This window comes from Corynebacterium sp. Marseille-P8863 (genome assembly GCF_946902955.1).
Classification (GTDB): Bacteria; Actinomycetota; Actinomycetes; order Mycobacteriales; family Mycobacteriaceae; genus Corynebacterium; species Corynebacterium gottingense.
The window spans coordinates 332,398-357,874 of the sequence record NZ_CAMPQC010000001.1; the positions used below are offsets into that span (position 1 = coordinate 332,398).

The following is a 25,477-nucleotide window of genomic DNA, read 5'->3' on the forward strand; positions in this document are numbered from 1 at the left end:
GAAATCTGAAATACCTACCGCAACTACCGCCACACCTGGGGGGCATGGAGGGAGCCGGTGGCGAGGGTGTCGCCGGTATGGGTGAGGCGGTCGACGTGGCGCGAGAGATCGTGGGCGACGGTGGTGGCGTCGTAATTGCTGCGTGCGGCCCATTGACCTGCGACATCAGGGGCGCATTCGGGGGAGAACTGCACCGAAACGATGGGGTCGAGCCACATTGCCTGGATAGGGCAGTGAGCACTCGAACCGAGTAGTTGCGCGCCGGGCGGGAGTGACACTACTGCGTCGTGGTGGGATTCGACGACAACCGGCTCGAGGATGAGGGGGCGAGGAGAAGGTCTGTGCGACCGGCTTCGGTCAGCGACAGCCGTACGGTGCCCTTTTTTGTTCTGGCTGGCCAGGCCAACGGAGACGTCGCCGCCGAAGCAGTCGGCGATGATCTGGTGGCCGAGGCGCTGGAGCGGGCGGATCGGGTCGAGCTGGAGGACAGTGATACGCACGTTGAGGAATCAAACGAGACGATGTGACGCATTTCATCAGTGACGCGGATCTGCCGTTGCCCTCGCGTTCTCTTGAGGGCCAGCTTCTCGAATGAAGTCTAGCCGCGGTGCGGATGTTCTCCCTTGGCATCCTGAACTGTCTCAGGGCGGTTACTTACAGTCATCGCTGCTCTTTTCGTGGGCTTCATCGTAGCGATAAAGAACCCCCGGTTCCCTCGATTACGTATCGGGTTAATATGTGGTGTATGAAACGCGTCCTTTCCGGAATCCAGCCCACCGCCGACTCCTATCACCTGGGGAACTACCTCGGTGCGCTGAAGCAGTGGATTGACCTGCAGGACGACTACGAGGCGTTCTACTTCATCCCGGACCTGCACGCGATCACGGTGGAGCAAGACCCGGAGGAGCTGCGCCAGCGCACGATCGCCGGCTGCGCGCAGCTGATCGCGCTGGGCATCGACCCGGAGAAGTCGACGCTGTTCGTGCAGTCGCACGTGCCGGAGCACGCGGAGCTGACCTGGGTGCTGCAGTGCCTGACCGGTTTCGGCGAGGCCAGCCGCATGACCCAGTTCAAGGACAAGAGCCAGAAGCAGGGGCAGGACCGCACCTCGGTGGGCCTGTTTACTTATCCCGTCTTGATGGCCGCGGACATCCTGCTGTACTCCCCGCAGCTCGTGCCGGTGGGCGAGGACCAGCGCCAGCACCTGGAGTTGACGCGCAACCTGGCGGAGCGCTTCAACGCCAAGCGCGGCGAGACGTTCGTGGTGCCGGAGGGCTTCATCCCGGAGGGCGCGGCGAAGATCTATGACCTGCAGGATCCGACCTCCAAGATGAGCAAGTCGGGCCAGAACCCGAAGGGCCTGATTAACCTGCTGGACGCGCCGAAGACGTCGGCAAAGCGCATCCGCTCGGCCATGACCGACGCGGACGGCGTCATCGCCTACGACAAGGAGAACAAGCCGGGCGTGTCCAACCTGCTGGTTATCCAGTCGGCGCTGACGGGCAAATCCATCGATGACCTGGTCGCCGGCTACGAGGGTCAGGGCTACGGCGCGCTCAAGGTGGACACGGCGGACGCGCTCGAGGCGTTCACCACCCCGCTGCGCGCCCGCTACGACGAGCTCATGTCGGACCAGGCGGAGCTCGAGGCCATCCTCGCCCGCGGTGCGGAGCGCGCCCGCGAGGTCGCCGCGCCGCTGCTCGCCGATGTCTACGAGAAGACCGGTTTTCTCAAGCGCGCCTAGCACCACACGGGGCATCAAGTATCGACGCCCCAACGCTTCCTCTACGATTGTGGTGCTGACAACAGTCCACTGAGTGAGGAAGGATTGCCGCATGGCAACATCGACGTCGCCGTCCAAGGCGTACACCGACGAGCACGGCATTGAGCGTGCCACGAAGCAGCAGCAGGACGGCGCCATGGGCGGGGTGCAGAAGAAGGCGCCCGCCGTTGGCCACCTGTTGCGCATGAACGACCGCTTCGGCGCCCAGGGCGGCAACCACTACGCCGCGGGCATCACGTACTTTTCCGTGCTCTCGCTCTTCCCGCTTTTGATGCTGGTTTTCGCCGGCCTCGGTTTCTTCCTCAACGCCCGCCCGGACCTCATGCAGGACATCCAGAACCAGGTCAGCGAGAGCCTGGAGGGCGACATGGGCAGCATGGTCAATGACCTCATCCAGTCCGCGATTGATCAGCGCGGCGCGGTCGCCGGCATCGGCCTGCTCACCACCCTGTGGTCCGGACTGGGCTGGATGAACAACCTGCGCGTCGGCGTCTCCGCGATGTGGAACCTGGACGCCAACGAGGGCGGCGGCTTCGTGTCCAAGAAGCTGTGGGACCTCGTTGGCCTGATCGGCCTCATTGTGCTGTTCGTCGTCGCGTTCGCCGTCACCGCGCTCGGTGTGTCGGGCTGGACGGACCAACTGCTCGAGTACATCGGCCTGGACCAGGTCCCGGGCGCGCGCGTGCTGGTGTGGGTCGTCGGGCTGCTCGTGGGCATCCTGGCGAACTTCCTCGTCATGCTGTGGGTCGTGATGTTCCTGCCGCGCACGAAGGTGCCGGTGAAGTCCGGCATGCAGGGCGCGCTGCTCGGCGCGATCGTCTTCGAGGTGATCAAGCAGTTCGCCGGCCTCATCATCGGCTCGATGACCGGCAACCCGGCGGGCGCCATCTTCGGCCCGCTGATCTCCCTGATGGTTGTGCTCTATCTGATCTGGCGCGTCGTCCTGTACATGTCCGCGTGGACCGCGACAACCCAGGAGAGCCTGAAGCGTGCGCCCGCGGAGGTGCCGGAGCCCGCCGTGATCAACGTGCGCTCCGGCGCCGCCCGCCAGAATTCCAACACCGGCAAGGCGCTCGGTGTCGGCGCGGCTATCGGCGCCGTCGGTGTCGGGGTGGTGTCCCTCTTGACCCGAGGCTAAGCGCCAGCGCCACCAGCGCCAGCACGGCCACGCCGGCGACGATCCCGATGGACTTCCACGGGGTGGTCGCCGGCGCTTTTTGCGCATCAGTGCTTGTCGACGCCCCCTCGTCCGGACCCGGAGCGAGGGGAGTGGTGGAGGGCGAGGTGGAGGGGGCGGTGGCGTCGTCAAGCGATGCGACGCCCTGGCCCGCGGCGACGGGGTAGGCGGCGGCGAGGAGCTCCTGGGCCTGGCCCCACGCCCGGTGCTCGCCGACGGTGGTGTCCAGGAGCACCGCAACGAGGCGGCGACCGTCGTGGTGCACGCCGCCGACGAAGGTGTGGTTGGCGTCGTCGGTGTAGCCGGTTTTGCCGCCGATGCCTTCGGGGTCGTTGAGGTAGAGCTGGTTGTCGTTCCAGAGCTGGAAGCCGGGCAGGTCGTCGAAGCCGGGGAACTCGTAGGAATCCGTGTCCACGATGCCGGCAAAGGTCTGGTTCTGGAACGCGGCGCGGTAGGCCAGCGACAGGTCCCAGGCGGAGGTGGACATGCCGGGGGCGTCGAGGCCGGAGTAGGACGCGACGTAGGTATCGCGCATGCCGAGGTCCTGGGCGAGCGCGTTGACCTTGCGCAGCGCCGCGTCGTCGCCGCCGATCGCCTGGGCGAGGGCGTGGGCGGTATCGTTGCCCGACGCCATGAGCAGGCCGTGCAGGAGGTCGTTGACGGTGTAGGTGCCGCCCGCCCCGATGCCGGCGCGCGAGCCCTCCTGGTTCGCAGACGCTTCCGAGACCGGGACCTGTTGGTCTAGCGGGAGCTCGTTGATCACCACGAGCGCGAGCAGGACCTTGATAATCGAGGCCGGCCGGTACCGCCCGTGCGGGTCCTTCATCGCGACGACCTCGCCGGAGTCGGCGTCGAACACGGCCCAGGCGGAGGCGTACACGTCGCGCGGCACCGCATAGCCGGGCGGGACGATCACGCCGCAGGGGCCGTCGTAGACCTGCGGCGGCGGCGTCGGCGTGGGCTGACCCGGCGCGAGCCGCTCGGAGGTGGACATCGCTGCCGACGGCCGCTGCGCGTTCGGGCAGTTGTCGGTGTCCGGGGCGCGGTCGCGCACCGGTGGGACCCAGTTGCCAAACTCGTCAAAGTGGCCGGGGCCTGGGGTGAGCGCAGTCGTGGACGTCTCCTGCGCGACCGCCAGGTTCGGGGCGGCAGGCACCGCGATGGCTATCGACGCCACCGCCACGGCAGCGACACTTCTCCGTTGCACAAACACATCGCATGATCGTACGCGCTGCCTGCCACGGGCCCGCGGACGGACGCGCGGGCGGCGCTACTCGTCGTTCTGGGCGTAGCGGGCGGCGAGGCGCTCGATGAGCTCGTCGGTGAGCTTGTCGTCAGCGAGGATCGTATCGAGCATGTCGTTGTGCATTGCAATTGTGTCGGCGTCGGCGGGGCGGCGGTCCTCGGGGGCTGGGTCGTCGTCGTACGAGTCGCCGGCGAGGTCCACGCCCAGGCCGTCGAGGAGGCTCTCGGGTTCGGCGGGCTCAGTGGCGTCGCGAGGCGATTGCTCGGCCTTGTCCAGCATCGTCGGGTCGATGGCGGAGAATTCGTGGGTGAACTCCTGCAGGAAATCGTCCGCCTCCGTCTGCGCGGTGGCGCGGCGCTTGCCCTTGCGCACCTCGCTTTCGATGCGGCGCTGCAGCGCCTTCTCCATCTGGCGGTGGCGCCACGAGCGCACGCGGGTCGGCTCCAGCTCGCGGGCGACGGCGCGCGAGCGGTGCTCCGCCTTCTTGGCCAGGTGCGCCACCTGTACCGCGGTCTCATTCACCGGGGCGTACTCCGGGTTGGTGGACACGCGCCAATTCCCCCAGTAGCCGGCGAGGAACAGCGCGAAGCTGACGATCGGCCCCAGCACCATGCCCACGGCGAGGAACCCGGTCGCGTTGCCCAGCAGCATGATCAGCGCGCAGGCGACCGCCGGGATGACCGTCGGCTGGTTGTCGCCGAAAATGGACGGCTCGCGCCCGGTGACCACGTCGCGGATCATGCCGCCGCCCGTCGCCGTGAACACGCCCATCATGATCGTGGGCAGGATGGGGAGGCCGTACGTGATCGCCTTGCCCACGCCCGTGGCGGCCCACAGCGCCGAGACGAACGCGTCGCCGTGGCTTTGTAAGAGCTCCCAGGCCTTGCCCTTGAAGTAGGTGAAGCGGGCGATGAGCGCGCCCGTGAACGCCAAGATGAGGTACTCGGGTTGGTTCATGGCGGCGACGGTGCCCTGGTTGATCAGGACGTCGCGAAGCATGCCCCCGCCGAGGGCTGACAGCATGGCGATGAAGAAGAAACCGATGATGTCGTAGCCGCGGTGGCGGGCCAGGGTTCCGCCGATGATGCCCATGAGCAGCACACCGGAGACGTCGAACCAACGGTAGATAGTGGTGATAAGGGGATCGACCTGATCGGGGGTCATGGCGTGGGATGCCTGAAGCTTTCTAGAACTTGGAGAAGCGCTTGATCAGCTGGTTTTCCATCTCGGTCCAGGATTCCGCCTTATCCGTGAATGGGGCGGACGGGACGTAGCCTGCGGCCTCGGTGGAACCGAGCATGTAGGCCAGGTAGTCCTGGAAGCGCGGGTTGGCCAGCAGGAAGGAGTTGAGGGAGTCGTCCTTGGCCCAGTCGGCGGCGTCGGCAAGCAGCTCGTACGCCTTCGCCATCTGCTGGGTGTCCACGGTGTCGACACCCTTCGCGATGTCCTGCGCAAGCCCGTTGAACGAGTAGGAGTTGTCCGGGTGGACCTCCACCTTCAGGTCGCCGGCGTTGGCGGCGTTGACCAAGTCCGGCCAGGTGGACAGGGAGGCCAGGTCGTGCTCGTCGTTCTGCAAGATCCAGCGGCCGAGATGCTTCGTGGACGGGAACGTCATGATCTCGCCGTACTTGCCCATGAACACCGGGGCGGAGCCGAGGTAGGTGCGCAGGGTGTACACGCTCTTGCCCTGGATGGAGATCTTGACCGGGTCGATGCCGGCGTTGGCCCACACCGTGGCGTCGTACGGGTCCGCCGCGGCGGCCTGCTCCTTCGCCGCCGCCTCCTCGCGTTCCTTGTTCGCGGCGCGCGTTGCCTGGGCGGACTCGATCGCGGCGCGCGCATTATCGACGCTCGCAGCATCCAGCTCATCCGCCGACACCAAACGCACAGCGCCATCGAGCGACTCCACGACCCCCTTCCAGTTGGCCAGGATGACGTGGCCGAGCCCGGTCCACTCGTCCATGCCGTTCTCGCCCGCGTAGTGGTCGGCGCCGCGCGCCACGTTGCCCAGCACCGAGTGCGAGGCGAAGAAGATCTGCGCGTGCTCGGCGCTGGCCACGTCCGCCAGCGAGCGAGCAATCTGCAGCACGCCGCCCAGCGACGAGACGTTGACGTGGCTCGGGCGTCCCGCCAAGTACTCCGGCGCGCCGATGATGTCGAACGTGTGCTTCTCGTCCGGCACGACGCGGTCGTCGCCCTGGCCGCTAAAGTGCGCCCACTTCGGGTGGTCCGTCAGGTCGTGCTCGGCGTGGGTATTGATGTACGCCAGCAGCTCGGCCGGTGAATTAAACACCAGGATGGACTGGTCGTCTCCGAGGAACGCCTGCCACTCGGAGCCGTGCTCCTTCCAGGTCGGGGCCCACAGGGTGTAGAAATCGCCCAGGGTCAGTGAAATCTTGACGGGGAGGATCGCGCGCGTGCTCATGAACGCAAACTTTACTAAAGGTCGCCGCGCGCGACGCACCCAACCCGCTACCCCTCCCGGCTACGCCGTCGGACGCCAGAAGCCGCGGAACGGCATGCCGATGTTCTCGGTGCGCACCGGATTGAGCTGGACGGGGTCGCCCGCCTCGATCATCATCCCGTCGCCGGCGTACATGGCGACGTGGCCGTCCCACACCACCAGGTCGCCCTCCTGCAGGTCCTCGTACGCCACCTGCTGGCCGACGGCCTGCTCCGCTGCGGTGCGCGGGATGTCCACGCCGGCCTGCCCATACGCCCAGGAGGTGAGACCGGAGCAGTCGAAGCCGCCGGGCTGGCTGCCGCCCCAGGTGTACGGGGTGCCGATCTGCGACTTCGCCGCCTGCACCGCAGCGGACCCGGCCGTACTCGCAGGGCTTGCAGGGCTCACCGGCTTGCCGAGCTCCGGCGGGGTCGCCTCGCCCGCAGGGCCGGGTTCGCCGCCGCCGACGCTCGCCGCCATCGGCTGCGCCGCCGGGCGGGTTTCCGGCACCGGGGCGGTGGTGGGACGGATCGCGGCCAGGGGAGAGCGATCGACCAGCTCGCCGAGCGTGCGCTGCGCTTCCTGCGCGACCGGCGACGCCACCATCGCCTCCCGGGCTTGCATCGCCAGCGTCGTCTGGTTCAGCCGGTCGGCGAGGCCGTCGAGGTCATTGCCCAAGGTTTCCAGGATTGCGCCAGCCTTGAGCAGGCCGGTGATCACCACGGGCGCGGCGGCGGAGAGCTGCGCGAGCGGCCCGCCGACGGCAGCTGCGGCAGCAGCGGCGGACGCGTTGCGGACCATGGAGATGGCGGTGTCCACGAGCTCGCCCACCGCGGTGGCGACGAGCGTGGTGCCGGTGACGACGATGTCGCTGATCTCGTCGCGCTGCTCGGTCAGCGCGGTGACCGCGTCGCGGTAGCGCCCGGCATCCGCCCCGACGACGCTGGCGAGCGGGTCGAAGGCGGCGAACTGCGGGGTGGAAAACGGCGGGAGCGTCGGGAAAATCTCCGGGCAGGACGCGAAGATCTTCGTGGCCGCGTAAAGCGGGTCGATGCACGAGCCCCGCGCGGTATCGCGCACCGCGGTGAAGGTGGGATGTTGGGCGAACGCGGTCAGGGGCGATGGCGTTGCTGTGCTCATAGCGCGCCCTCCAGGGTGAGCCCCGTGGTCTCGTCCACACAGTGGGCTGCCTGCAGCGTGAGGTCCATGTTGCCCGCGATCCGGCGGGCGGCCTCCTGCAGCTCTTCGGCCTTGCCGTTGGAGCAGCGGATGGCGCCAGCGGTGGCGCGGGCGAAGTTTGCGAGCGGGCCGGTGGCGGGGATGGGCAGTTCGGACAGGGGCGCAAGCGATGCTGCGTCATTGCGCAGCGCATCGGTGTGGGTGCGGACATGTGTGGCGTCGAGTTCAAATACGTTCATGCAGTATTAGACGCAGCGAAGGCGCCCCCGGTTCCATCGAGAGCCAAAAAAGTGACAAATTTTTCGTCGCGCCCGCTGGACCTCGTTGTTTCGCGGTCGTTTCGCGCCAGTGGGTTAGCATGGAGAGTCATGGACATCACCGTTGTGAATCATCCCCTTGCCGCCTCCCGCCTGACCATCATGCGCGACGAGCGCAGCAACAACGCAGCCTTCCGCGCGGCGCTCGCGGACCTGGGCACCATGCTGATCTACGAGGCCTCCCGCGACCTCGAGGTGGAAACCTTCGACACCGTCACCCCGGTGGATACCGCCCAGGGGTCCCGGCTGAAGACGCCGCCAATCATCGTCCCCATCATCCGCGCCGGCCTCGGCATGATCGATCCCGCGCTGTCCATGATCCCGGACGCGCAGGTCGGCTTCATCGGCATGGCCCGCAATGAGGAGACGCACGAGCCGGTGCCGTACCTGGAGGCGCTGCCGAACGACCTGTCCGGCCAGCCCGTCTTCCTCGTCGACCCGATGCTGGCCACGGGCGGCTCGCTCATCCACGCGATCGACCTGTTGGTTGACCGCGGGGCGGACGATATTACCTGTGTGTGCATGGTGAGTGCGCAGCCGGGCGTCGATAAGCTGCAAGCTCACGGCGGTCCCATCCGGCTCATCACCGCGGCGATCGACCCGAGCTTGAACGAGCAGGCGTACATCGTGCCCGGGCTTGGCGACGCCGGCGATCGCCTCTACGGGCCGCGCAATATTGACTTTTAGCTCTGCGCTGGGCGTGCGCGCGTAGACTGTCAGGCTAAGCACACGCCACATCGAGAGAGCCGGAGGGACAATGGCAGACACGGCATCAATCGCGGCAGCCGTGGACACATGGGTCACGCAGCACCACGACGAGGTCATCGAGTGGCGCCGACATCTGCACTCCCACCCCGAGCTCTCCAACGAAGAGGTCCAGACGACCAGGTTCATCCACGATGTCCTCGTCGCGCACGGGCTGCAGCCCGTCCCCTTCCCGGGCACCGGGCTGTACGTGGACATCGGACCGGAGGGCGGCGAACGCCTCGCGTTCCGCGCAGACATTGATGCCCTGAAGGTCACCGAGCAGACCGGCCTCTCGTTCGCCTCCACTGAGCCGGGGGTCTCTCACGCGTGCGGCCACGATGTCCACACCACCGTTGCGCTGGCGCTCGCATGTGCGCTTGCCAAAGCACCCTTGCCCCACGGCGTACGCGTCATCTTCCAACCGGCCGAAGAGGTCATGGGCGGCGGCGCGCTCGACGTCATCAAATGGGGCGCGCTCGAAGGCGTGAGCACGATTTACGCGCTGCACACCGAGCCGAAGCTGCGGGTGGGGCAGGTCGGCGTGCGCACCGGGGCGATCACGTCTGCCTCAGACGTGCTGAGCGTGCGGGTGGAGGGGCCGGGCGGCCACACCTCGCGCCCGCAGCTGACCACGGACGTGGTCTACGCCCTTGGCGCGCTGGTGACGCAGCTGCCGGCGCTGCTGTCGCGCCGCGTGGACCCGCGCACCGGCACCGTGCTGGTGTTCGGCCACGTGGAGGCCGGCGACGCCCCGAACGCGATCCCAAAGGTCGGCGTGCTGGACGGGACGATCCGCACCGCGGACATCACCACCTGGCGCGGGCTGGAGGACCTGCTCACGGACCTGATCGACCTGGTCGTCGCGCCGACCGGCTGCACCTACCACCTGGATTACGTGCGCGGCGTGCCGCCAGTGCTGAACGACGACGCCGCCACCGCCCTCGCGGCCGCCGCCGGCCGCGCCGTGGACCCGCACGGGATCGTCACTGCCCCGCAGTCCTCGGGCGGAGAGGACTTCTCCTGGTACCTCGAGCACATCCCCGGCGCGATGGTCCGCCTCGGCGCGTGGAGCGGGAGCGGGGAGCAGTACGACCTGCACCAGGGCAACCTGAACATTGACGAGCGCGCCATCGCCGTCGGCGTGCGCTTCTTCGGCTCCGTGGTGGAGCAGTACTTCAACGCATCGAAGCCTTAGACGGGCCTGTACACTGGCGCACGAAAAATTCCGCTCGCATAAAAAAGGGGAGAGAAACTCGGTGTCGAAGAAGATCGTCATTGTTGGTGGAGGTCCGGCAGGGTACGAGGCCGCGCTGGTCGCGTCAAATTACGGCGCGGAGATTATCGTGGTGGAGGACCAGGGGGCTGGCGGATCGGCGATCCGGAAGGACGTGGTGCCGTCGAAAAGCTTCATTGCGGGCGCCAACATTAAGACGGACTTGCGTCGCGCCGACGACATGGGGCTCAACCACGGCCTGGGCGAGGCGCACCTGGCGCTGAGCGCGCTGAACAACCGCGTAGTGGCGCTGGCGGCCGAGCAGTCGCGCGACATTCGCGCCCAGCTGGACCGCGTGGGCGTGCGCTTTATCGACGGCCGCGCGCGCTTCACCGACGAACAGCACGGCCACACCACGCACAGCCTCGAAGTCGAGTGCGCCGACGGCACTACCGAGCACATCGACTGCGACATGGTGCTCGTCTGCACCGGCGCGAGCCCGCGCGTGCTCAAGGGCGCCGAGCCGGACGGGGAGCGCATCCTCAACTGGCGCCAGATGTACGACCTCATCGAGATGCCCACCCACCTCATCGTCGTCGGCTCCGGCGTCACCGGCGCGGAGTTCGTCTCCGCCTTCGCCGAGCTGGGCGTGAAGGTGACCATGGTGGCGTCGCGTAACCGCATCCTGCCGCACGACGATGCGGATGCCGCAGACGTGCTCGAGACCGTCCTGGGCAACCTGGGCGTGCAGCTGGAGAAGGACGCGCGCGTCGAGCGCGTGGAAAACACCGGCGGCGGCGTGGTCGTCCACACCACCGACGGGCGCGCCATCGAGGGCTCGCACGTGATGATGTCCATCGGTTCCATCCCGAACACCGCGGACCTGAACCTGGAGGCCGCCGGTGTGGAGACCACCCCGTCGGGCCACATCCACGTCGACCGCGTCTCCCGCACCAACGTCTCCGGCATCTACGCTGCGGGCGACTGCTCCGACCTCATGCCGCTGGCATCCGTGGCTGCGCAGCAGGGCCGCATCGCCGTGGACCACGCGCTCGGCGAGGGCGTGACCCCCCTGCGCATCAAGACCGTGGGCAACGCCGTGTTCACCCGCCCCGAGATCGCCGCGGTGGGCGTGACCGAGCAGCAGATCAAGGACGGGGAGGTGGCCGCCGAGGTGTACAAGCTGCCCCTGGCCACCAACGCGCGCGCCAAGATGCGCTCCCTGCAGCACGGCTTTGTCAAGATCTTTGCCCGCAAGGGCTCCGGCCAGGTCATCGGCGGCGTGATCGTCGCGCCGACCGCCTCCGAGCTCATTCACTCGCTCACCATCGCGGTGGCCAACAACCTCACCGTCGCGCAGCTGGCCAACTCCATGGCGGTCTACCCGTCGCTGTCCGGCTCCGTCACGGAGGCGGCGCGCCGCCTGGTGAAGAAGTCCGACCTGGATTAAACCTCACAGCGCCGGGAACGCCCGCTGCGGGCACCCGTGGCGCGGGCACGTCTCGCACCCCGGCCCGATCGGGGTGGCGGAGTCCGGCGACAGGTCGAGCCCGTCCGCGTAGACCATCCGGTCCGCGTGGGCGGCGTCGCACCCCAGCGCCACGGCGTTTTCCTTGCGCGGTTTCCCAAACTCCACCGCCGGGCCCTGCACCATCCGCGCCACCCACATGTACGTCCGCCCGTCGGGCATGACGGAGACCTGCCGGGTGACGCGGTTGGAGGTCTCAAACGCCCGATGTACCACCCACAGCGGGCAGGTCCCGCCGCGCTGGGAGAAGTGGAACGAGGTGGTGGACTGCCGCTTCGAGATGTTGCCCGCCCGGTCGGTGCGGATGAACACGAAGGGGATGGCGGTCGCGCCGGGCCGCTGCAGGGTGCCCAGCCGCTGGCAGGTGGACTCGAAGCCGGTGCCGAAGCGCGCGGAGATCACGTCCACGTCGTAGCGGGTTTCCTCCGCCGCCTCCAGGATGAGCGAATACGGCATGGTGGCGGCCGCGGCGAAGTACTGCGCCAGGCCGTGGCGCGCGAGTTGGCGGGCGCGGGGGTTGGCGATGGGGGAGGCGTGGGCGTCGAGAAGCTGCCCGTGCGCGATGCGCGCGTAGTGGTACGACAGCTCGAAGCACTGCTGGGCCTCGGAAAGGCCGGTGCGCAGGCGGATCTCGCGCGCGTCGGCGCTGGCGGCCGAGCGCTCGCCGCCGGTGTGCTGGTTGAAGCGGACGGTGTAGCCGAAGTCGCGGTCCAGCACGGCGGCGATGCGGGTGAGCCGCAGCTGGCGCGCGTGCAGCGGGGTGGCGAAGTCCTCTGCGGCCGTGTCCAGGTCGTGGAAGTAGTTGTTGTGCTGCTGGAAGAAGTCGCGCACGACGATGTGCGGGTTGCTGGCGGCGCCGGCGAGCATCCCGGGAAGGTCTTTGATGCCCTGCGCAACGGCGGGGTAGCGTAGCGCGATTTCCGCGAGCTCCGACTCCGGCGCGCCGGGCAGCAGCTCCGCGAGTTCGCCGGCGACGCGCTGCTCGGCGTCGGGGGAGAAGAACGTCGCGTCCAGCCCGAAGACCTGCGTGAGCTGCAGGAGCACGGTGACGGTGAGGGGCCGCTGGTCGTTTTCCAGCTGGTTGAGGTAGCTGGTGGAGATGCCGAGCTTGCGCGCCATGTCCACCTGCGTGAGCCCCTCGTTGGCGCGCAGCGTGTGGATTCTTGCCCCCGCGTAGTGCTTGGTCATTGGGCCTCCCCGCCGCTTCGGTGCGTTGAACTGTGGTTTTACAAAGTTTACAAAAACCGCGCACCCGTGACACTCCTTTTCACACAGCAAAATATGTCGTGCGACACATTCGCCCGCTTACTATGAGGTGCACCAAGTCGCTTATCGACGCCCACTCGCCCCCACACCAGCCGAGGAGTTGCACATCGAATGATCAACCACGAAGTCCGCACCCGGAAGTCCGCCGACGATTTCCCCATCGAGGAACACCTCGCCTACAAGGTGGCCAAAGTCGCCGCCGACCCGGTCGAGGTGCCGGCAGACACGCGCGAGATGATTATCAACCGCATCATCGACAACGCCTCCGTCGCCGTCGCCTCCTACGGCCGCCGCCCCGTCGCCACGGCGCGCGAGATGGCGCTGGCGCACCCGGTCGCCGAGGGCGGCGCGCAGGTTTTCGGCGCGGACGGCGCCTACTCCGCCGAGTGGGCCGCGTTTGCCAACGGCACGGCCGTGCGCGAGCTGGACTTCCACGACACCTTCCTCGCCGCCGAATACTCGCACCCGGGCGACAACATCCCGCCGATCCTGGCCGTCGCCCAGCACAAGGGGCTCGACGGCAAGGCGCTTATCCGCGGCATCGCCACCGGCTACGAGATCCAGGTCAACCTGGTCAAGGGCATCTGCCTGCACGAGTGGAAGATCGACCACGTCGCGCACCTCGGGCCGTCGGTGGCGGCCGGCATCGGCACCATGCTGGACCTGGACGTGGACACCATCTACCAGGCAGTCGGCCAGGCGCTGCACACCACTACCGCCACCCGCCAGTCCCGCAAGGGCCTGATCTCCTCGTGGAAGGCGTCCGCACCGGCGTTTGCCGGCAAGATGGGCATCGAGGCCGTCGACCGCACCATGCGCGGCGAGGGCGCGCCGGCCCCGATCTGGGAGGGCGAGGACGGCTTTATCGCCTGGATGCTGCACTCCCCGGAGCGCACCTACACCGTGCCGCTGCCTGCCGACGGCGAGGCCAAGCGCGCCATCCTGGAGACCTACACCAAGGAGCACTCCGCCGAGTACCAGGCCCAGGCGCCGATCGACCTGGCGCGCCGCATGAAGCAGACCATCGCTGATGCCGGCAAGTCCACCGCCGACATCGAATCCATCGTCCTGCACACCTCGCACCACACCCACTACGTCATCGGTACCGGCGCGAACGACCCGCAGAAGATGGACCCCACCGCATCCCGCGAAACCCTCGACCACTCCATCATGTACATGTTCGCCGTCGCGCTCGAGGACGGCACCTGGCACCACGTCAACTCCTACACCCCGGAGCGCGCCGGCCGCCCCGAGACCGTCGCCCTGTGGCACAAGATCTCCACGGTGGAGGACAAGGAGTGGACCCGCCGCTACCACTCGCAGGACCCGAACGAGAAGGCCTTCGGCGCGCGCGCCGTGATCACCTTCGCCGACGGCACCGCCATCGAGGACGAGATGGCTGTCGCCGACGCCCACCCGTTCGGCGCCCGCCCCTTCGAGCGCGACAACTACATCCAGAAATTCCGCACCCTCGCCGAGGGCATTGTCGCCCCGGAGGAGCAGGACCGCTTCCTGGCCGCGGTGCAGGACCTGGAACACCTCACTGACCTGTCCGCGCTCAACATCGCGGTCAATGACGACGCGAAGGCGGGCGCCCCCGAGATCCCAGGAGGCATCTTCTAAATGTTTGCACCAGAGAAGACACCGCGTGAGCGTCGGCAAGCATTGCGCGACTCGCTCACCTCGGAGACCATCACCACACTGCCGGGCGCGTTCAACCCGCTCACGGCGCGGTTGATCGAGGACATCGGCGCCTTCGAGGGCGTGTACGTCTCCGGCGCCGTGGTGGCCAACGACCTCGGCCTGCCCGACATCGGCCTGACCACCCTGTCCGAGGTAGCCAACCGCGGCGGCCAGATCGCCCGCGCCACCAACCTGCCAGTGCTTATCGACGCCGACACCGGCTTCGGCGAACCCATGTCCGCAGCCCGCACCGTCGCTGAATTCGAAGCCGCAGGACTCGCGGCGCTCCACCTGGAAGACCAGGTGAACCCGAAGCGCTGCGGCCACCTCGACGGCAAGGAGGTCGTGCCCCGCGACCTCATGGTGCGTCGCATCACCGCGGCGGTGCGCGAGCGGCAGGACGACAACTTCGTCATCTGCGCGCGCACCGACGCCGCCGGCATCGAAGGCATCGACGAGGCCATCGAGCGCGCGAAGGCGTACGCCGACGCGGGCGCGGACCTCATCTTCACCGAGGCGCTGTACTCGGAGGCAGACTTTTCCAAGTTCCGCGCCGCCGTGGACACCCCGCTGCTGGCCAACATGACGGAGTTCGGCAAAACCGAGCTGCTGTCCGCCGGCACGCTGGAAAACCTCGGCTACAACGCGGTGATCTGGCCGGTGACCACGTTCCGCATCGCCATGGGTCAGACCGAGGCGATGCTGCGCGACATCGCCGACACCGGCATCCAAACGCCGTGGCTGGACAAGATGCAGCACCGCTCGCGCCTCTACGAGCTCGTCCGCTACGACGAATACAACCAGTTCGACCAGTCCGTCTTCACCTACTCCAAGGACAGCTACTCGTCCACGTTCGAGTAGACCCCATCCCCATCCCCCCAAAGGAGCACATCATGTCTGATCAGGAAATTCGCAAGGGCCTCGCCGGCGTCGTCGCCGACTACACGGCCATCTCCAAAGTCAACCCCGAGACCAACTCGCTGCTGTACCAGGGCTACCCCGTGCAGGAGCTCGCCGAAAACTGCACCTTCGAGGAGGTCGCGTACCTGCTGTGGCACGGCGAGCTGCCGGACGAGCAGGGCCGCGAGGAGTTCCGCAACGGCTGCATGGCCAACCGCGACATCGACGAGGACCTCATCCAGGTCATCAACTTCCTGCCCAAGGACTGCCACCCGATGGACGTGCTGCGCACCGCCGTGTCCTTCCTGGGCACCCGCGACGAGCACAAGTTCACGCCGGACGCGGACCACATCCGCAAGATCGGCACCCAGCTGCTGGCCAAGCTGCCGACCGTCGTGGCCACCGACATCCGCCGCCGCCAGGGCAAGGACTACCTCGCGCCGTCGCACGACAAGAGCTTTGCCGAGAACTTCCTCTGGATGGTCTTCGGCGACGAGGAAGGCTCGCCGGCCACGATTCCGTCCGACATCGAGGCCTTTGAGAAGTCGCTCATCCTGTACGCGGAGCACTCCTTCAACGCCTCCACCTTCACCGCCCGCACGGTGACCTCCACGCAGTCCGACGCGTGGTCCGCCATCACCGCGGCGATCGGCGCGCTCAAGGGACCGCTGCACGGCGGCGCGAACGAGTTTGTCATGCACAACATGGTCGAGGTCGGCTCGCCGGACAACGCGGAGGCTTGGACGCTGAACAAGCTGAAAAACAAGGAGCTCGTCATGGGCTTCGGTCACCGCGTGTACAAGAAGGGCGACTCGCGCGTGCCCACGATGGAGGCCGCGTTTAAGAAGCTCGCCTCCGAGCACCCGGAGAAGGATTCCCAGAAGTGGGTGGACATCTACGACATCATGGAAACAACGATGTACGAGAACACCTCCATCCACATCAAGCCCAACCTGGACTTCCCGTCGGGCCCGGCCTACTACATCCTGGGCTTCGACATCGAGTTTTTCACCCCGCTGTTCGTCATGGCCCGCATCACCGGCTGGATCGCCCACATCATCGAGCAGCACGAGAACAACTCGCTCATCCGCCCGTTGTCCGCCTACAACGGCCCGGAGGAGCGCCACCTCTAGCAATTTGCTTATCGACGCCAGCCCGCCCCGTCGCACACAACGCGCTCGGCGGGCTGTTGCGCGCGCTGCCCGCCCCAAATGAGTTCATAAAATGTACATCTGGCGTCGTCGGACGCGGTAGAGTCGAGGTGCTCCGTTCGATATGCGAACCGTGCCTTGCACACAGCGAAAGGACAAAGTTCTCGTGGAACAACTCCCACTTAATGACCTCCCCGCCTTCAAGAAGATCCTCGTTGCCAACCGCGGCGAGATCGCGGTGCGCGCGTTCCGCGCAGCGTTTGAGACCGGTGCGAAAACCGTGGCGGTCTACCCGCGGGAGGACCGCAACTCCTTCCACCGCCCCTTTGCAAACGAGGCCGTGCAGATCGGCACGGAGGGCCAGCCCGTCAAGGCGTACCTGGACATAGACGAGATCATCCGCGCCGCCAAGGAAACCGGCGCGGACGCGATCTACCCGGGTTACGGCTTCCTCTCCGAGCGCGCCGACCTGGCCCGCGCCTGCGACGCCAACGGCATTAAGTTCATCGGCCCGTCCGCGGACACCCTGGACCTGACCGGCGACAAGTCCGCCGCCGTCCAGGCTGCCGAGCGCGCCGGGCTGCCCACGCTGAAGGACTCTGAGCCGTCCTCGGACGTCGCACAGCTTGCCGAGTACGCGAAGGAATTCCAGTTCCCCGTCTTCATCAAGGCCGTCGCGGGCGGCGGTGGGCGCGGCATGCGCTTCGTGGAAAAGCCAGAAGACCTGGAGGCGCTCGCCGCCGAGGCGTCGCGCGAGGCGGAGGCCGCCTTCGGCGACCCGAACGTCTACGTCGAGCGCGCCGTGATCAACCCGCAGCACATCGAGGTCCAGGTCATGGCGGACTCCTACGGCAACGTGGTCCACCTCTACGAGCGCGATTGTTCGCTGCAGCGCCGCCACCAGAAGGTCGTAGAGATCGCGCCTGCACAGCACATCACCGAGGAGCAGCGCCAGCGCATCTGCGAGGACGCGGTGAAGTTCTGCAAGGAGATCAACTACGAGGGCGCCGGCACCGTCGAGTTCCTCGTGGACGAAAAGGGCAACCACGTCTTCATCGAGATGAACCCGCGCGTGCAGGTCGAGCACACCGTGACCGAGGAGGTCACGGGCGTGGACATCGTGAAGAACCAGATGTACATCGCCGCCGGCGCCAAGCTGGAGGACGTCCACCTCGAGCAGGACCTCATCGAGGTCAACGGCGCCGCCCTGCAGTGCCGCATCACCACCGAGGACCCGAACAACGGCTTCCGCCCCGACTCCGGCACCGTCACCGGCTACCGCTCGCCGGGCGGCGCGGGCGTGCGTCTCGACGGCTCCGTGTCCGTCGGTACCGAGATCACCCCGAACTTCGACTCCCTGCTGGTCAAGATGACCTGCCGCGGCCGCAATTTCCAGGTCGCCGTGGACCGCGCCCTGCGCGCGCTCAACGAGTTCACCGTCAACGGCGTCTCCACCAACATCGGCTTCCTGCGCGTGCTGCTCTCCCAGGACGACTTCCAGCACGAGCGCATCAACACCGGCTACATCGCCGCGCACCCGTTCCTGCTCGAGGCCCCGCCGGCAGCTGACGACGCCGGCCGCATCCTCGACTACCTGGCCAACGTCACGGTGAATAAGCCGAACGGTCCGCGACCGACCACGATCCGGCCGTCGAAAAAGCTGCCCACCACCGAGTACTCCGACACGCCGCGCGGCTCCCGCGACGAGCTGCTCGAGCTCGGCCCGAAGAAGTGGGCGGAGAAGCTGCGTAACCAGACCGCGCTCGGCGTCACCGAGACGACGTTCCGCGACGCGCACCAGTCCCTCCTGGCCACCCGCATCCGCACCAACACGCTCGTCGCTGCGGCGAAGCACGTCGGCCACCTCACCCCGGAGCTGACCTCCGTGGAGGCTTGGGGCGGCGCGACCTACGACGTGGGCATGCGCTTCCTGCACGAATCGCCGTGGATGCGCCTGGACGAGATGCGCGAGGCGATGCCGAACGTGAACATCCAGATGCTGCTGCGCGGCCGCAATACGGTCGGCTACACCCCGTACCCGGACTCGGTGACCAAGGCGTTCGTGCAGGAGGCGGCCACCTCCGGCATCGACATCTTCCGTATCTTTGACGCGCTCAACGACGTCTCCCAGATGCGCCCCGCGATCGAGGCGGTCCTGGAGACCAACACCACCGTCGCCGAGGTCGCGATGGCGTACTCGGGCAACCTCATGGACCCGAACGAGGACCTCTACACGCTGGACTACTACCTGCGCCTCGCGGAGCAGATTGTCGACGCCGGCGCCCACGTCCTGGCCATCAAGGACATGGCGGGCCTCATGCGCCCGGCCGCCGCCGCGAAGCTGGTCTCCGCGCTGCGCGAGCGCTTCGACCTGCCGGTCCACGTGCACACCCACGACACCGCGGGCGGCCAGCTGGCCACCTACCTCGCAGCCGCCAACGCCGGCGCCGACGTCGTCGACGTGGCGTCCGCGCCGCTGGCCGGCACCACTTCGCAGCCGTCGATGTCCGCGCTCGTCGCCGCGTTTGCCAACACGGAGCGCGACACCGGCATCTCCCTGCAGGCCGTCTCCGACATGGAGCCGTACTGGGAGGCCGTGCGCCAGGTCTACGCCCCGTTCGAGTCCGGCATCCCCGGCCCGACCGGCCGCGTGTACAAGCACGAGATCCCGGGCGGCCAGCTGTCCAACCTGCGCACGCAGGCGAACGCGCTGGGCCTGGGCGACCGCTTCGAACTGATCGAGGACTACTACGCCGCGGTTAACGAGATCCTCGGCCGCCCGACCAAGGTCACCCCGTCCTCCAAGGTCGTCGGCGACCTCGCGCTGCACCTCGTGGGCGCCGGCGTGGACCCGAAGGACTTCGCGGAGAACCCGCGCAAGTACGACATTCCGGAGTCTGTCATCGGCTTCCTGCAGGGCGAGCTCGGCACGCCCCCGGGCGGCTGGCCGCTGCTTCGCGACGCCGCCCTGGCCGACCGCAGCCCCGTCGACCACACCGTCGAGGTCCCTGCTGAGCTCGAGGGCGACTTGGCGTCCGACGACCACGACGTCCGCCGCGTGGCCCTGGACAAGCTGCTGTTCCCGAAGCAGTACGCCGAGTTCCAGGAGCACCGCCGCACCTACGGCGTGACCGACCAGCTGTCGGACCGCACCTTCTTCTACGGCCTCGTCGAGGGCGAGGAGACCATGATCTGGTACGGCGAGATCGACGAGCAGCGCCCGCCGCTGTCCGTGCGCCTGGACGCCATCGGCGAGCCGGACGAGAAGGGCATGCGCCAGGTCATCCTTACCGTCAACGGCCAGGTCCGCCCGATGCTGGTGCGCGACGAGCACGCCGAGTCCACGGTCGCGGAGGCCGAGAAGGCGGACGCCTCGAACCCGGGCCACGTCGCCGCACCGTTCGCGGGCGTGGTGAACATCACAGCCAAGGTCGGCGACGAGGTCAAGGCCGGCGACCAGGTCGCCACCATCGAGGCCATGAAGATGGAGGCCGGCATCTCCGCCACCCAGGACGGCACAATCGAGCGTCTCGCGTTCTCGCAGCCGACCAAGGTTGAGGGCGGCGACCTGGTGGTCGTCATCTCCGAAAAGTAAGTTTTGCCCACCTGAGCAGTTGGGTACAATTGCTCGGGTGAGAATGCTTCCCGTGCCGATGGGCCGCAGCGTCGCGACAGCGGCTGCGGCCCTTTTCCTGGCTGCGCCCGCGGCGGGGGCGGTGACGGTGGGGCAGGGGGACGCTGTCGTCGTCAATGGCTCCGAGTGCACCGTCGGCTTCAACGGCGAGCGCGAAAGCTTCACCGCCGCGCACTGCGGCACCAGCGGCAACAGGGTGCGCAAAGTGCTTGACGACGGCACGTGGTCCCCCGCAATCGGCACCCTCGACACCTCGCCGCGCAGCGAGGAGACGACCAACGACTGGGCCCGCATCCGGTGGGACGCGGGCGTCGAGCTCGGGCCGAACGAGTACACCGGCGACGCGCAGATCCCGCTGGACTACATCCGGCGTGGCGAAACCGTCTGCTACTACGGCTGGGCCACCGGCGCCGCGACCTGCGGCACCTACTACGCGCGGGTGGGCAACTCGTTCCTCGTGGACGTCGAGCCCGGCGCCCCGGGCGACTCCGGCGGGCCGATGTGGATCCCGGGCCGCGGCTTCGTCGGCGTGCACTCGGCGTCGCTCGACGGGCGCGACAACCTGACGGGGCGCACGAAAGCGTTCACGCTCGGCGCGACGACGGCCGACGGCGGGCCGATCCGCGACGCGATCATCGACGTGTTCGTCAGCTACTTCAGCGACGACGCGCAGGCGGGCGCGCCGAAACCGCCGCCGCCCGAGCCGGCGGGCAGCAGTGATTCCTGGCTGCGCGCGGTGTTCAGCGGCGCGTTGCAGCTGCTCCTCGCCGTCCTATCCCTGATCTTCAACGGCTAGTCGGGTGGTCGGCCTTGGGCGGGGCCGCCGACGGGGGCGCGGTGCGGGGTGTAGCTCCGGCCGGTGAACTTGGGTGGGCTGTTGTTCGGCCCGACCCAGGCGATGCGGCCGTCGATGCGGGTCATGCGGCCGCGGCCCGGCTGGCCGTTGACGGCGTTGTGGTGCGGGCAGAGCCAGCACATGTTCGCCGGGGTGGTCTCGCCGCCCTGGATGTATTCGGTGAGGTGGTGGGCCTGGCACCCGCTGATTGGCGTGTTGCAGTCGGGCCAGCAGCAGGTCGGGGAGTCCGCTTCGAGCGCGAGCCGCTGCACTGGCGAGGCCAGGCGCATGCGGTGCGTGTTAATGGGGCCGAGGTGCCCGGAGGCGAGGGTGATGTAGCCGTCGGGGAGGATGTGGCGGTCGAGCACCTGGCTGGTGGTCATGCGGATCCCGGTGTTGGTCACCACGACCGGCTCGGTGTCCGGCTGGTCGTCGGTGCCAGCGAGGATGTGGTCGATCTGGTCGTCGGTGACAATGAGGTGGACGGCCGCTGGGGCCTGGGACAGCGAGCGGTTGTTCACCAGCCAATCGATCGCGTCGATCGTCGCGCCGTGCTCGTCGCGCGTCTCCAGGGTGGTGATGACGTCCTGCATCGCATTTGATGAGGCCGTGAACGTCACGCTGATCTTGTCGTGCGCCGTGCTGCGCCGGATGGTGGCGCCGTCCTTGGGAACGCGGGGCGCGAGGAACTTCTTGCGCAGCGTGGCGGCGCGCTTGGTCAGCGTCGCGGTGTCGCCGCGGGTGGCGCAGAGCTGCTCGGTGTAGTCCCAGCGGTCGGTGGGGTCGGTGATAGCGCGGCCCGTGCACACGATCATGTCGAGCGTTTCGACGCAGTGACTGTTGCGCCGCGCGGCGTCGCGGGCGCGCTGCTGATAGCGGGAGTGCGTGGTGGGCGCGAAAAATTTCGACGCCAGCTGGCACAGCGTCTCGGCGTAGTCATCGGCCGCGCCGAGGCCGGTCAGCGCTTCGGCGGAGTAGCCGGCGTCGTAGACGTGCTCGAGCGCCGCGATACCCCCGGATTTGAAGGCGAAAAAGGCCTTCAGTTGTGCTTCCCCCATGCGCACGACGCTAACCCACGCGCACGGACCCCGCAACCGGAACTCTAGAGGTCGAGGGCCATGACGTTGTCGAGGCCCTTGACGTCGTCAAAGCCGAACTGCTCGTAGCGGTGGCGCGCCCGCGGATTGTCCGGGTCGACCCAGAGGGCGAGGCGCTCGGCGCCCTGCTCGCGCCCCAGCTGCACGGCCTGCTCGAGGAGGAGCGCGCCGAGGCGCTGCCCGGCGAAGCGGCCCTCGATCGCGATGGCCAGCTCGGGGATGTCGGGGCCGAGGTTGGCGTGGCCCTTGGACGGGGCGTCCCAGTAGCGGAACCAGAGGCCGCCGGCGGGGGTGTGGAATTCGTCGGTGGCGATGATGCCGCCGTCGGAATCCGGGTCCCAGCCGTAGACGTAGTCGTCGACGCCGGAGACGATGCTGTCGCGGTGCTGCTCGTGCATCGGCGCGTCCTCGTCGCCGAACACCTCGGTGAGGTAGTTCAGGCGCTGGAGGTAGGTGCGATCGGCTTCGACGGCGCGTCGGAATTGAAATGTCATGCGCCCCACGATAGCAACTCGGAGCAGGGACGCTGCTGGTTGTAGGATCTGCCGTATGCGTAACCGAGTCGCCGTCGCCCTCACCGCCACGATCGCCGCCACCGCCGCCGTGGCCCCGCCCGCGCACGCGGCGACCGCGGTGGCGCAGGGCGCGCAGATCGTCATTGCTGACAGTTCCAGCTGCGCCGTCGCGTTCAACGACCACGCCGAGCACATCAGCTACACTTCCGCGCACTGCGGCCTTTCGGGGGACAGGGTGAGGGTCAAGCTTGTCGACGGCACGCTCACCCCAGAAATCGGCACCCTGTACCCCTCCTCGCGCTGGGGCGACAGCGTCACGGGCAACGACTGGGCGGCGATCCGCTGGGACGACGGGGTGCGCCTTGCGGGGAATGGGAGGAGTGGGGACGAGGTGGCGTCGATAAGCGAGATGCGTCCGGGGCAGCAAGTGTGCACCTATGGCGCGGCCTCGCGGCGCGTGATCTGCGGGAAGTACGCGGGGAGTGTGAACAAAAACGTGTACTTCGACGGCGAGACGGGGCAGCACGGCGATTCTGGCGGGCCGGTGTGGGCGCCCGGGCACGGGTTCCTCGGCGTGTACTCGGGGGTGAGCGTGATTGAGTCGAAGAGCGAGGGGGAGCACCAGCTGTCGCGCGCGTCGGCGGCGAAGAACGGCGGGCCGGTCGAGTCGGCCGACGAGATCGCGCTGATCTCGAAGTACTACAGCGTGCAGCAGCCGACTGTGCACAAGGCGGAGCTGCCTGATGACGCGCTCAGCGGCGCCGCCGCGGGCTCCGCCAAGCGCATCGAGGGCAGCACCGGTTTGGAAGAGGGCACGCTGCCGGTGATCGCGATCATCGTCGTCGGCGTGCTCGCGGCATCCGCGCCGGTCATCGGGCAGATCCTGCAGACCGTGGTGGAGTGGAGGGGCGAGGGGATCCTCGGGTAGGCCGCTACTTCAGCTCCATCAGCACGGCGGCCTTGTTCACCTGGGCGCCTTCCTCGGCGGCGAGGCCGGTGACGGTCCCGGCCTTGTGGGCCTTGACCGGGTTCTCCATCTTCATGGCCTCGAGGACCAGGAGGACGTCGCCCTCCTCCACGGCGTCTCCCTCGGCGACGTTGAGCTTGATCACGGTGCCCTGCATCGGGGAGGCCACGGCGTCGCCGGAGACGGCCGCCTTGGACCCGCCGGAGCGGCGTTTCTTCGGCTTCTTGCGCTGGGCGCCGCCGAGGACGAGGGAGGCGGGGAGCGCGACTTCGATGCGGCGGCCGTTGACCTCGACGGCGAACGTGCGCGTCTCGGCGTCGTCTGTAGCGTCGGCGTCGTCGGTGTTGTCGTCGCTGGTGAGCTCGTTGACCCACTCCTCCTCGATCCAGCGCGTGTACACGTCGAAGGAGTCCTCGGTGCCCACGAACGCGGGGTCGTTCACAATCGCCTTGTGGAAGGGGATGACGGTGGGGAAGCCGGTGACCACGTACTCGTCGAGGGCGCGGCGGGCGCGCTGCAGCGCCTCGGTGCGGTCCTCGCCGAAAACGATGAGCTTGGCCAGCATGGAGTCGAACTGCCCGCCGATGACGGAGCCCGCGCGCACGCCGGAGTCGACGCGCACGCCCGGGCCGGCCGGCTCGACGTACTCGGTGACCGTGCCCGGGGCGGGCATGAAGTTGGCCGTGGCGTCCTCGCCGTTGATGCGGAACTCGAAGGCATGGCCGCGCGGGGTCGGGTCCTCGGTGAAGCGCAGCTGCTCGCCGCGCGCGATGCGGAACTGCTCGCGCACCAGGTCCACGCCGGTGGTGGCCTCCGTGACGGGGTGCTCCACCTGCAGGCGCGTGTTGACCTCCAGGAACGAGATCAGCCCGTCGGAGCCGACGAGGTACTCCACGGTGCCGGCGCCGTAGTAGCCCGCCTCCCGGCAGATGGCCTTGGCAGAGGCGTGGATGCGCTCGCGCTGCTCGTCGGTGAGGAACGGCGCGGGCGCCTCCTCCACGAGCTTCTGAAAGCGGCGCTGCAGGGAGCAGTCGCGCGTACCCATCACGACAACGTTGCCGTGCATGTCCGCCAGCACCTGGGCCTCCACGTGGCGCGCCTTGTCCAGGTAGCGCTCGACGAAGCACTCGCCGCGGCCGAACGCGGCCGTCGCCTCGCGGGTGGCGGACTCGAACAGCTCCGGGATCTCCTCACGGGTGTACGCCACCTTCATGCCGCGGCCGCCGCCGCCGAACGCTGCCTTGATGGCCACCGGCAGCCCGTGCTGGTCCGCGAACGCTACGACTTCGTCCGCGTCCGCGACCGGGTCCTTGGTGCCCGGCGCCATGGGAGCGTTGGCCGCCTCGGCGATGTGGCGGGCAGTGACTTTGTCACCCAGCGCGGCGATGGACTCCGGCGACGGGCCGATCCAGGTCAGCCCCGCGTCGATCACGCGGCGGGCAAACTCGGCGTTCTCGGACAGGAAGCCGTATCCGGGGTGGATGGCGTCCGCGCCGGCCTTCGCGGCGGCGTCGAGGATCTTGGCCATGTCCAGGTAGGACTCTGCGGCGGTGGTGCCGCCGAGGGAGAAGGCTTCGTCGGCAAGCGCTGCGAACGGCGCGTCCCGGTCCGGGTCAGCGTACACGGCGACGGAGGCGATGCCCGCGTCTTTCGCGGCGCGGATCACGCGCACGGCGATTTCGCCGCGGTTGGCCACCAGGACTTTGGTGACTGGGTTCTGGCTGGTGCTCGGTTCAGTACGCACGAAAATCCCGTCTTTCTCGCAATCGATTAGTGTTGCCAAACTATATCGGTTT

At 68.0% G+C, this 25,477-nt stretch carries 21 protein-coding genes; 11 read left to right on the plus strand and 10 right to left on the minus strand.

Annotated features, from left to right (window positions below; translation table 11 throughout):
* Positions 1–23: 23 nt before the first annotated feature.
* Positions 24–500 (minus strand): glutamine amidotransferase-related protein, encoded by a 477-nt coding sequence (locus OVO38_RS01655; RefSeq protein WP_109561603.1) that lies wholly within the window; start codon positions 498–500, stop codon positions 24–26.
* Positions 501–736: 236 nt separating this feature from the next.
* Between OVO38_RS01655 and trpS the strand changes: the two genes are divergently transcribed.
* Positions 737–1,744, plus strand: a complete 1,008-nt coding sequence (gene trpS / locus OVO38_RS01660) for a tryptophan--tRNA ligase (protein ID WP_267207590.1) — start codon at positions 737–739, stop codon at positions 1,742–1,744.
* A 91-nt stretch (positions 1,745–1,835) separates the two neighbouring features.
* Complete coding sequence (locus tag OVO38_RS01665) at positions 1,836–2,921, plus strand: YhjD/YihY/BrkB family envelope integrity protein (RefSeq protein WP_095553419.1); 1,086 nt, start codon at positions 1,836–1,838, stop codon at positions 2,919–2,921.
* On the opposite strand, the gene OVO38_RS01670 is transcribed toward OVO38_RS01665, so the two are convergent.
* The 5 genes from OVO38_RS01670 to OVO38_RS01690 form a co-directional block, all read right to left on the minus strand.
* Entirely contained in the window at positions 2,872–4,167 is a 1,296-nt protein-coding gene (locus OVO38_RS01670; protein ID WP_267207591.1) for a D-alanyl-D-alanine carboxypeptidase family protein, read from the minus strand. The two genes, OVO38_RS01665 and OVO38_RS01670, sit on opposite strands and share 50 nt — an antisense overlap.
* 63 nt (positions 4,168–4,230) lie before the next feature.
* On the minus strand, positions 4,231–5,370 hold the full coding sequence (locus tag OVO38_RS01675) for a trimeric intracellular cation channel family protein (protein WP_267207592.1): 1,140 nt from the start codon (positions 5,368–5,370) through the stop codon (positions 4,231–4,233).
* 22 nt (positions 5,371–5,392) lie between these two features.
* The gene (locus OVO38_RS01680) at positions 5,393–6,631 is read right to left on the minus strand and encodes a hypothetical protein (RefSeq protein ID WP_267207593.1); all 1,239 of its coding nucleotides are present in this window, start codon (positions 6,629–6,631) and stop codon (positions 5,393–5,395) included.
* 60 nt (positions 6,632–6,691) lie between these two features.
* A complete protein-coding gene (locus tag OVO38_RS01685) occupies positions 6,692–7,789 on the minus strand; it encodes a C40 family peptidase (RefSeq protein ID WP_267207594.1) in 1,098 nt (365 codons plus the stop codon).
* Positions 7,786–8,067 (minus strand): hypothetical protein, encoded by a 282-nt coding sequence (locus OVO38_RS01690; RefSeq protein ID WP_267207595.1) that lies wholly within the window; start codon positions 8,065–8,067, stop codon positions 7,786–7,788. Before OVO38_RS01690 ends, OVO38_RS01685 begins: the two co-directional genes overlap by 4 nt.
* A 129-nt stretch (positions 8,068–8,196) precedes the next feature.
* On the opposite strand from OVO38_RS01690, the gene upp reads away from it, so the two are divergent.
* From upp to OVO38_RS01705, 3 genes are all read left to right on the plus strand, one after another.
* Positions 8,197–8,832: a uracil phosphoribosyltransferase gene (gene upp, locus OVO38_RS01695; RefSeq protein ID WP_267207596.1), complete on the plus strand. Its 636-nt coding sequence runs from the start codon at positions 8,197–8,199 to the stop codon at positions 8,830–8,832.
* A gap of 70 nt (positions 8,833–8,902) precedes the next feature.
* On the plus strand, positions 8,903–10,087 hold the full coding sequence (locus OVO38_RS01700; RefSeq protein WP_267207597.1) for an amidohydrolase: 1,185 nt from the start codon (positions 8,903–8,905) through the stop codon (positions 10,085–10,087).
* Between the two features lie 61 nt (positions 10,088–10,148).
* Complete coding sequence (locus tag OVO38_RS01705; protein ID WP_267207598.1) at positions 10,149–11,555, plus strand: NAD(P)H-quinone dehydrogenase; 1,407 nt, start codon at positions 10,149–10,151, stop codon at positions 11,553–11,555.
* A gap of 3 nt (positions 11,556–11,558) precedes the next feature.
* Here OVO38_RS01705 and OVO38_RS01710 read toward each other — a convergent pair whose 3' ends face one another.
* Entirely contained in the window at positions 11,559–12,821 is a 1,263-nt protein-coding gene (locus OVO38_RS01710) for a short-chain fatty acyl-CoA regulator family protein (protein WP_267207599.1), read from the minus strand.
* Between the two features lie 189 nt (positions 12,822–13,010).
* On the opposite strand from OVO38_RS01710, the gene prpD reads away from it, so the two are divergent.
* The 5 genes from prpD (at position 13,011) to OVO38_RS01735 (ending at position 21,063) form a co-directional block, all read left to right on the plus strand.
* Positions 13,011–14,522: a 2-methylcitrate dehydratase PrpD gene (gene prpD, locus OVO38_RS01715; protein ID WP_267207600.1), complete on the plus strand. Its 1,512-nt coding sequence runs from the start codon at positions 13,011–13,013 to the stop codon at positions 14,520–14,522.
* Positions 14,523–15,443 carry a methylisocitrate lyase gene (gene prpB / locus OVO38_RS01720; RefSeq protein WP_267207601.1) on the plus strand — a complete coding sequence of 307 codons (921 nt, stop codon included), beginning with the start codon at positions 14,523–14,525 and terminating at the stop codon, positions 15,441–15,443. It begins immediately after the preceding gene.
* A gap of 32 nt (positions 15,444–15,475) precedes the next feature.
* A complete protein-coding gene (locus OVO38_RS01725; protein WP_239215078.1) occupies positions 15,476–16,615 on the plus strand; it encodes a bifunctional 2-methylcitrate synthase/citrate synthase in 1,140 nt (379 codons plus the stop codon).
* A gap of 184 nt (positions 16,616–16,799) precedes the next feature.
* Positions 16,800–20,228: a pyruvate carboxylase gene (locus tag OVO38_RS01730; RefSeq protein WP_267207602.1), complete on the plus strand. Its 3,429-nt coding sequence runs from the start codon at positions 16,800–16,802 to the stop codon at positions 20,226–20,228.
* A 37-nt stretch (positions 20,229–20,265) separates the two neighbouring features.
* Entirely contained in the window at positions 20,266–21,063 is a 798-nt protein-coding gene (locus OVO38_RS01735; RefSeq protein ID WP_267207603.1) for a hypothetical protein, read from the plus strand.
* Here OVO38_RS01735 and OVO38_RS01740 read toward each other — a convergent pair.
* Positions 21,060–22,160, minus strand: a complete 1,101-nt coding sequence (locus tag OVO38_RS01740) for an HNH endonuclease signature motif containing protein (protein WP_267207604.1) — start codon at positions 22,158–22,160, stop codon at positions 21,060–21,062. The two genes, OVO38_RS01735 and OVO38_RS01740, sit on opposite strands and share 4 nt — an antisense overlap.
* Before the next feature lie 44 nt (positions 22,161–22,204).
* Entirely contained in the window at positions 22,205–22,693 is a 489-nt protein-coding gene (locus OVO38_RS01745) for a GNAT family N-acetyltransferase (RefSeq protein ID WP_267207605.1), read from the minus strand.
* Positions 22,694–22,748: 55 nt separating this feature from the next.
* Between OVO38_RS01745 and OVO38_RS01750 the strand changes: the two genes are divergently transcribed.
* A complete protein-coding gene (locus OVO38_RS01750; RefSeq protein WP_267207606.1) occupies positions 22,749–23,642 on the plus strand; it encodes a hypothetical protein in 894 nt (297 codons plus the stop codon).
* Positions 23,643–23,646: 4 nt separating this feature from the next.
* Here the strand turns inward: OVO38_RS01750 and OVO38_RS01755 are convergent, their stop codons facing one another.
* The gene (locus tag OVO38_RS01755) at positions 23,647–25,425 is read right to left on the minus strand and encodes an acetyl/propionyl/methylcrotonyl-CoA carboxylase subunit alpha (RefSeq protein ID WP_267207607.1); all 1,779 of its coding nucleotides are present in this window, start codon (positions 25,423–25,425) and stop codon (positions 23,647–23,649) included.
* Positions 25,426–25,477: the final 52 nt, after the last annotated feature.

Coding starts and splice junctions, on each gene's coding strand:
- trpS (WP_267207590.1), top strand. CDS start 737: ATGTGGTGTATGAAACGCGTCCTTTCCGGAATCCAGCCCACCGCCGAC.
- OVO38_RS01665 (WP_095553419.1), top strand. CDS start 1,836: ATGGCAACATCGACGTCGCCGTCCAAGGCGTACACCGACGAGCACGGC.
- OVO38_RS01675 (WP_267207592.1), bottom strand. CDS start 5,370: ATGACCCCCGATCAGGTCGATCCCCTTATCACCACTATCTACCGTTGG.
- OVO38_RS01680 (WP_267207593.1), bottom strand. CDS start 6,631: ATGAGCACGCGCGCGATCCTCCCCGTCAAGATTTCACTGACCCTGGGC.
- OVO38_RS01685 (WP_267207594.1), bottom strand. CDS start 7,789: ATGAGCACAGCAACGCCATCGCCCCTGACCGCGTTCGCCCAACATCCC.
- OVO38_RS01690 (WP_267207595.1), bottom strand. CDS start 8,067: ATGAACGTATTTGAACTCGACGCCACACATGTCCGCACCCACACCGAT.
- upp (WP_267207596.1), top strand. CDS start 8,197: ATGGACATCACCGTTGTGAATCATCCCCTTGCCGCCTCCCGCCTGACC.
- OVO38_RS01700 (WP_267207597.1), top strand. CDS start 8,903: ATGGCAGACACGGCATCAATCGCGGCAGCCGTGGACACATGGGTCACG.
- OVO38_RS01710 (WP_267207599.1), bottom strand. CDS start 12,821: ATGACCAAGCACTACGCGGGGGCAAGAATCCACACGCTGCGCGCCAAC.
- prpD (WP_267207600.1), top strand. CDS start 13,011: ATGATCAACCACGAAGTCCGCACCCGGAAGTCCGCCGACGATTTCCCC.
- prpB (WP_267207601.1), top strand. CDS start 14,523: ATGTTTGCACCAGAGAAGACACCGCGTGAGCGTCGGCAAGCATTGCGC.
- OVO38_RS01725 (WP_239215078.1), top strand. CDS start 15,476: ATGTCTGATCAGGAAATTCGCAAGGGCCTCGCCGGCGTCGTCGCCGAC.
- OVO38_RS01740 (WP_267207604.1), bottom strand. CDS start 22,160: ATGGGGGAAGCACAACTGAAGGCCTTTTTCGCCTTCAAATCCGGGGGT.
- OVO38_RS01745 (WP_267207605.1), bottom strand. CDS start 22,693: ATGACATTTCAATTCCGACGCGCCGTCGAAGCCGATCGCACCTACCTC.
- OVO38_RS01750 (WP_267207606.1), top strand. CDS start 22,749: ATGCGTAACCGAGTCGCCGTCGCCCTCACCGCCACGATCGCCGCCACC.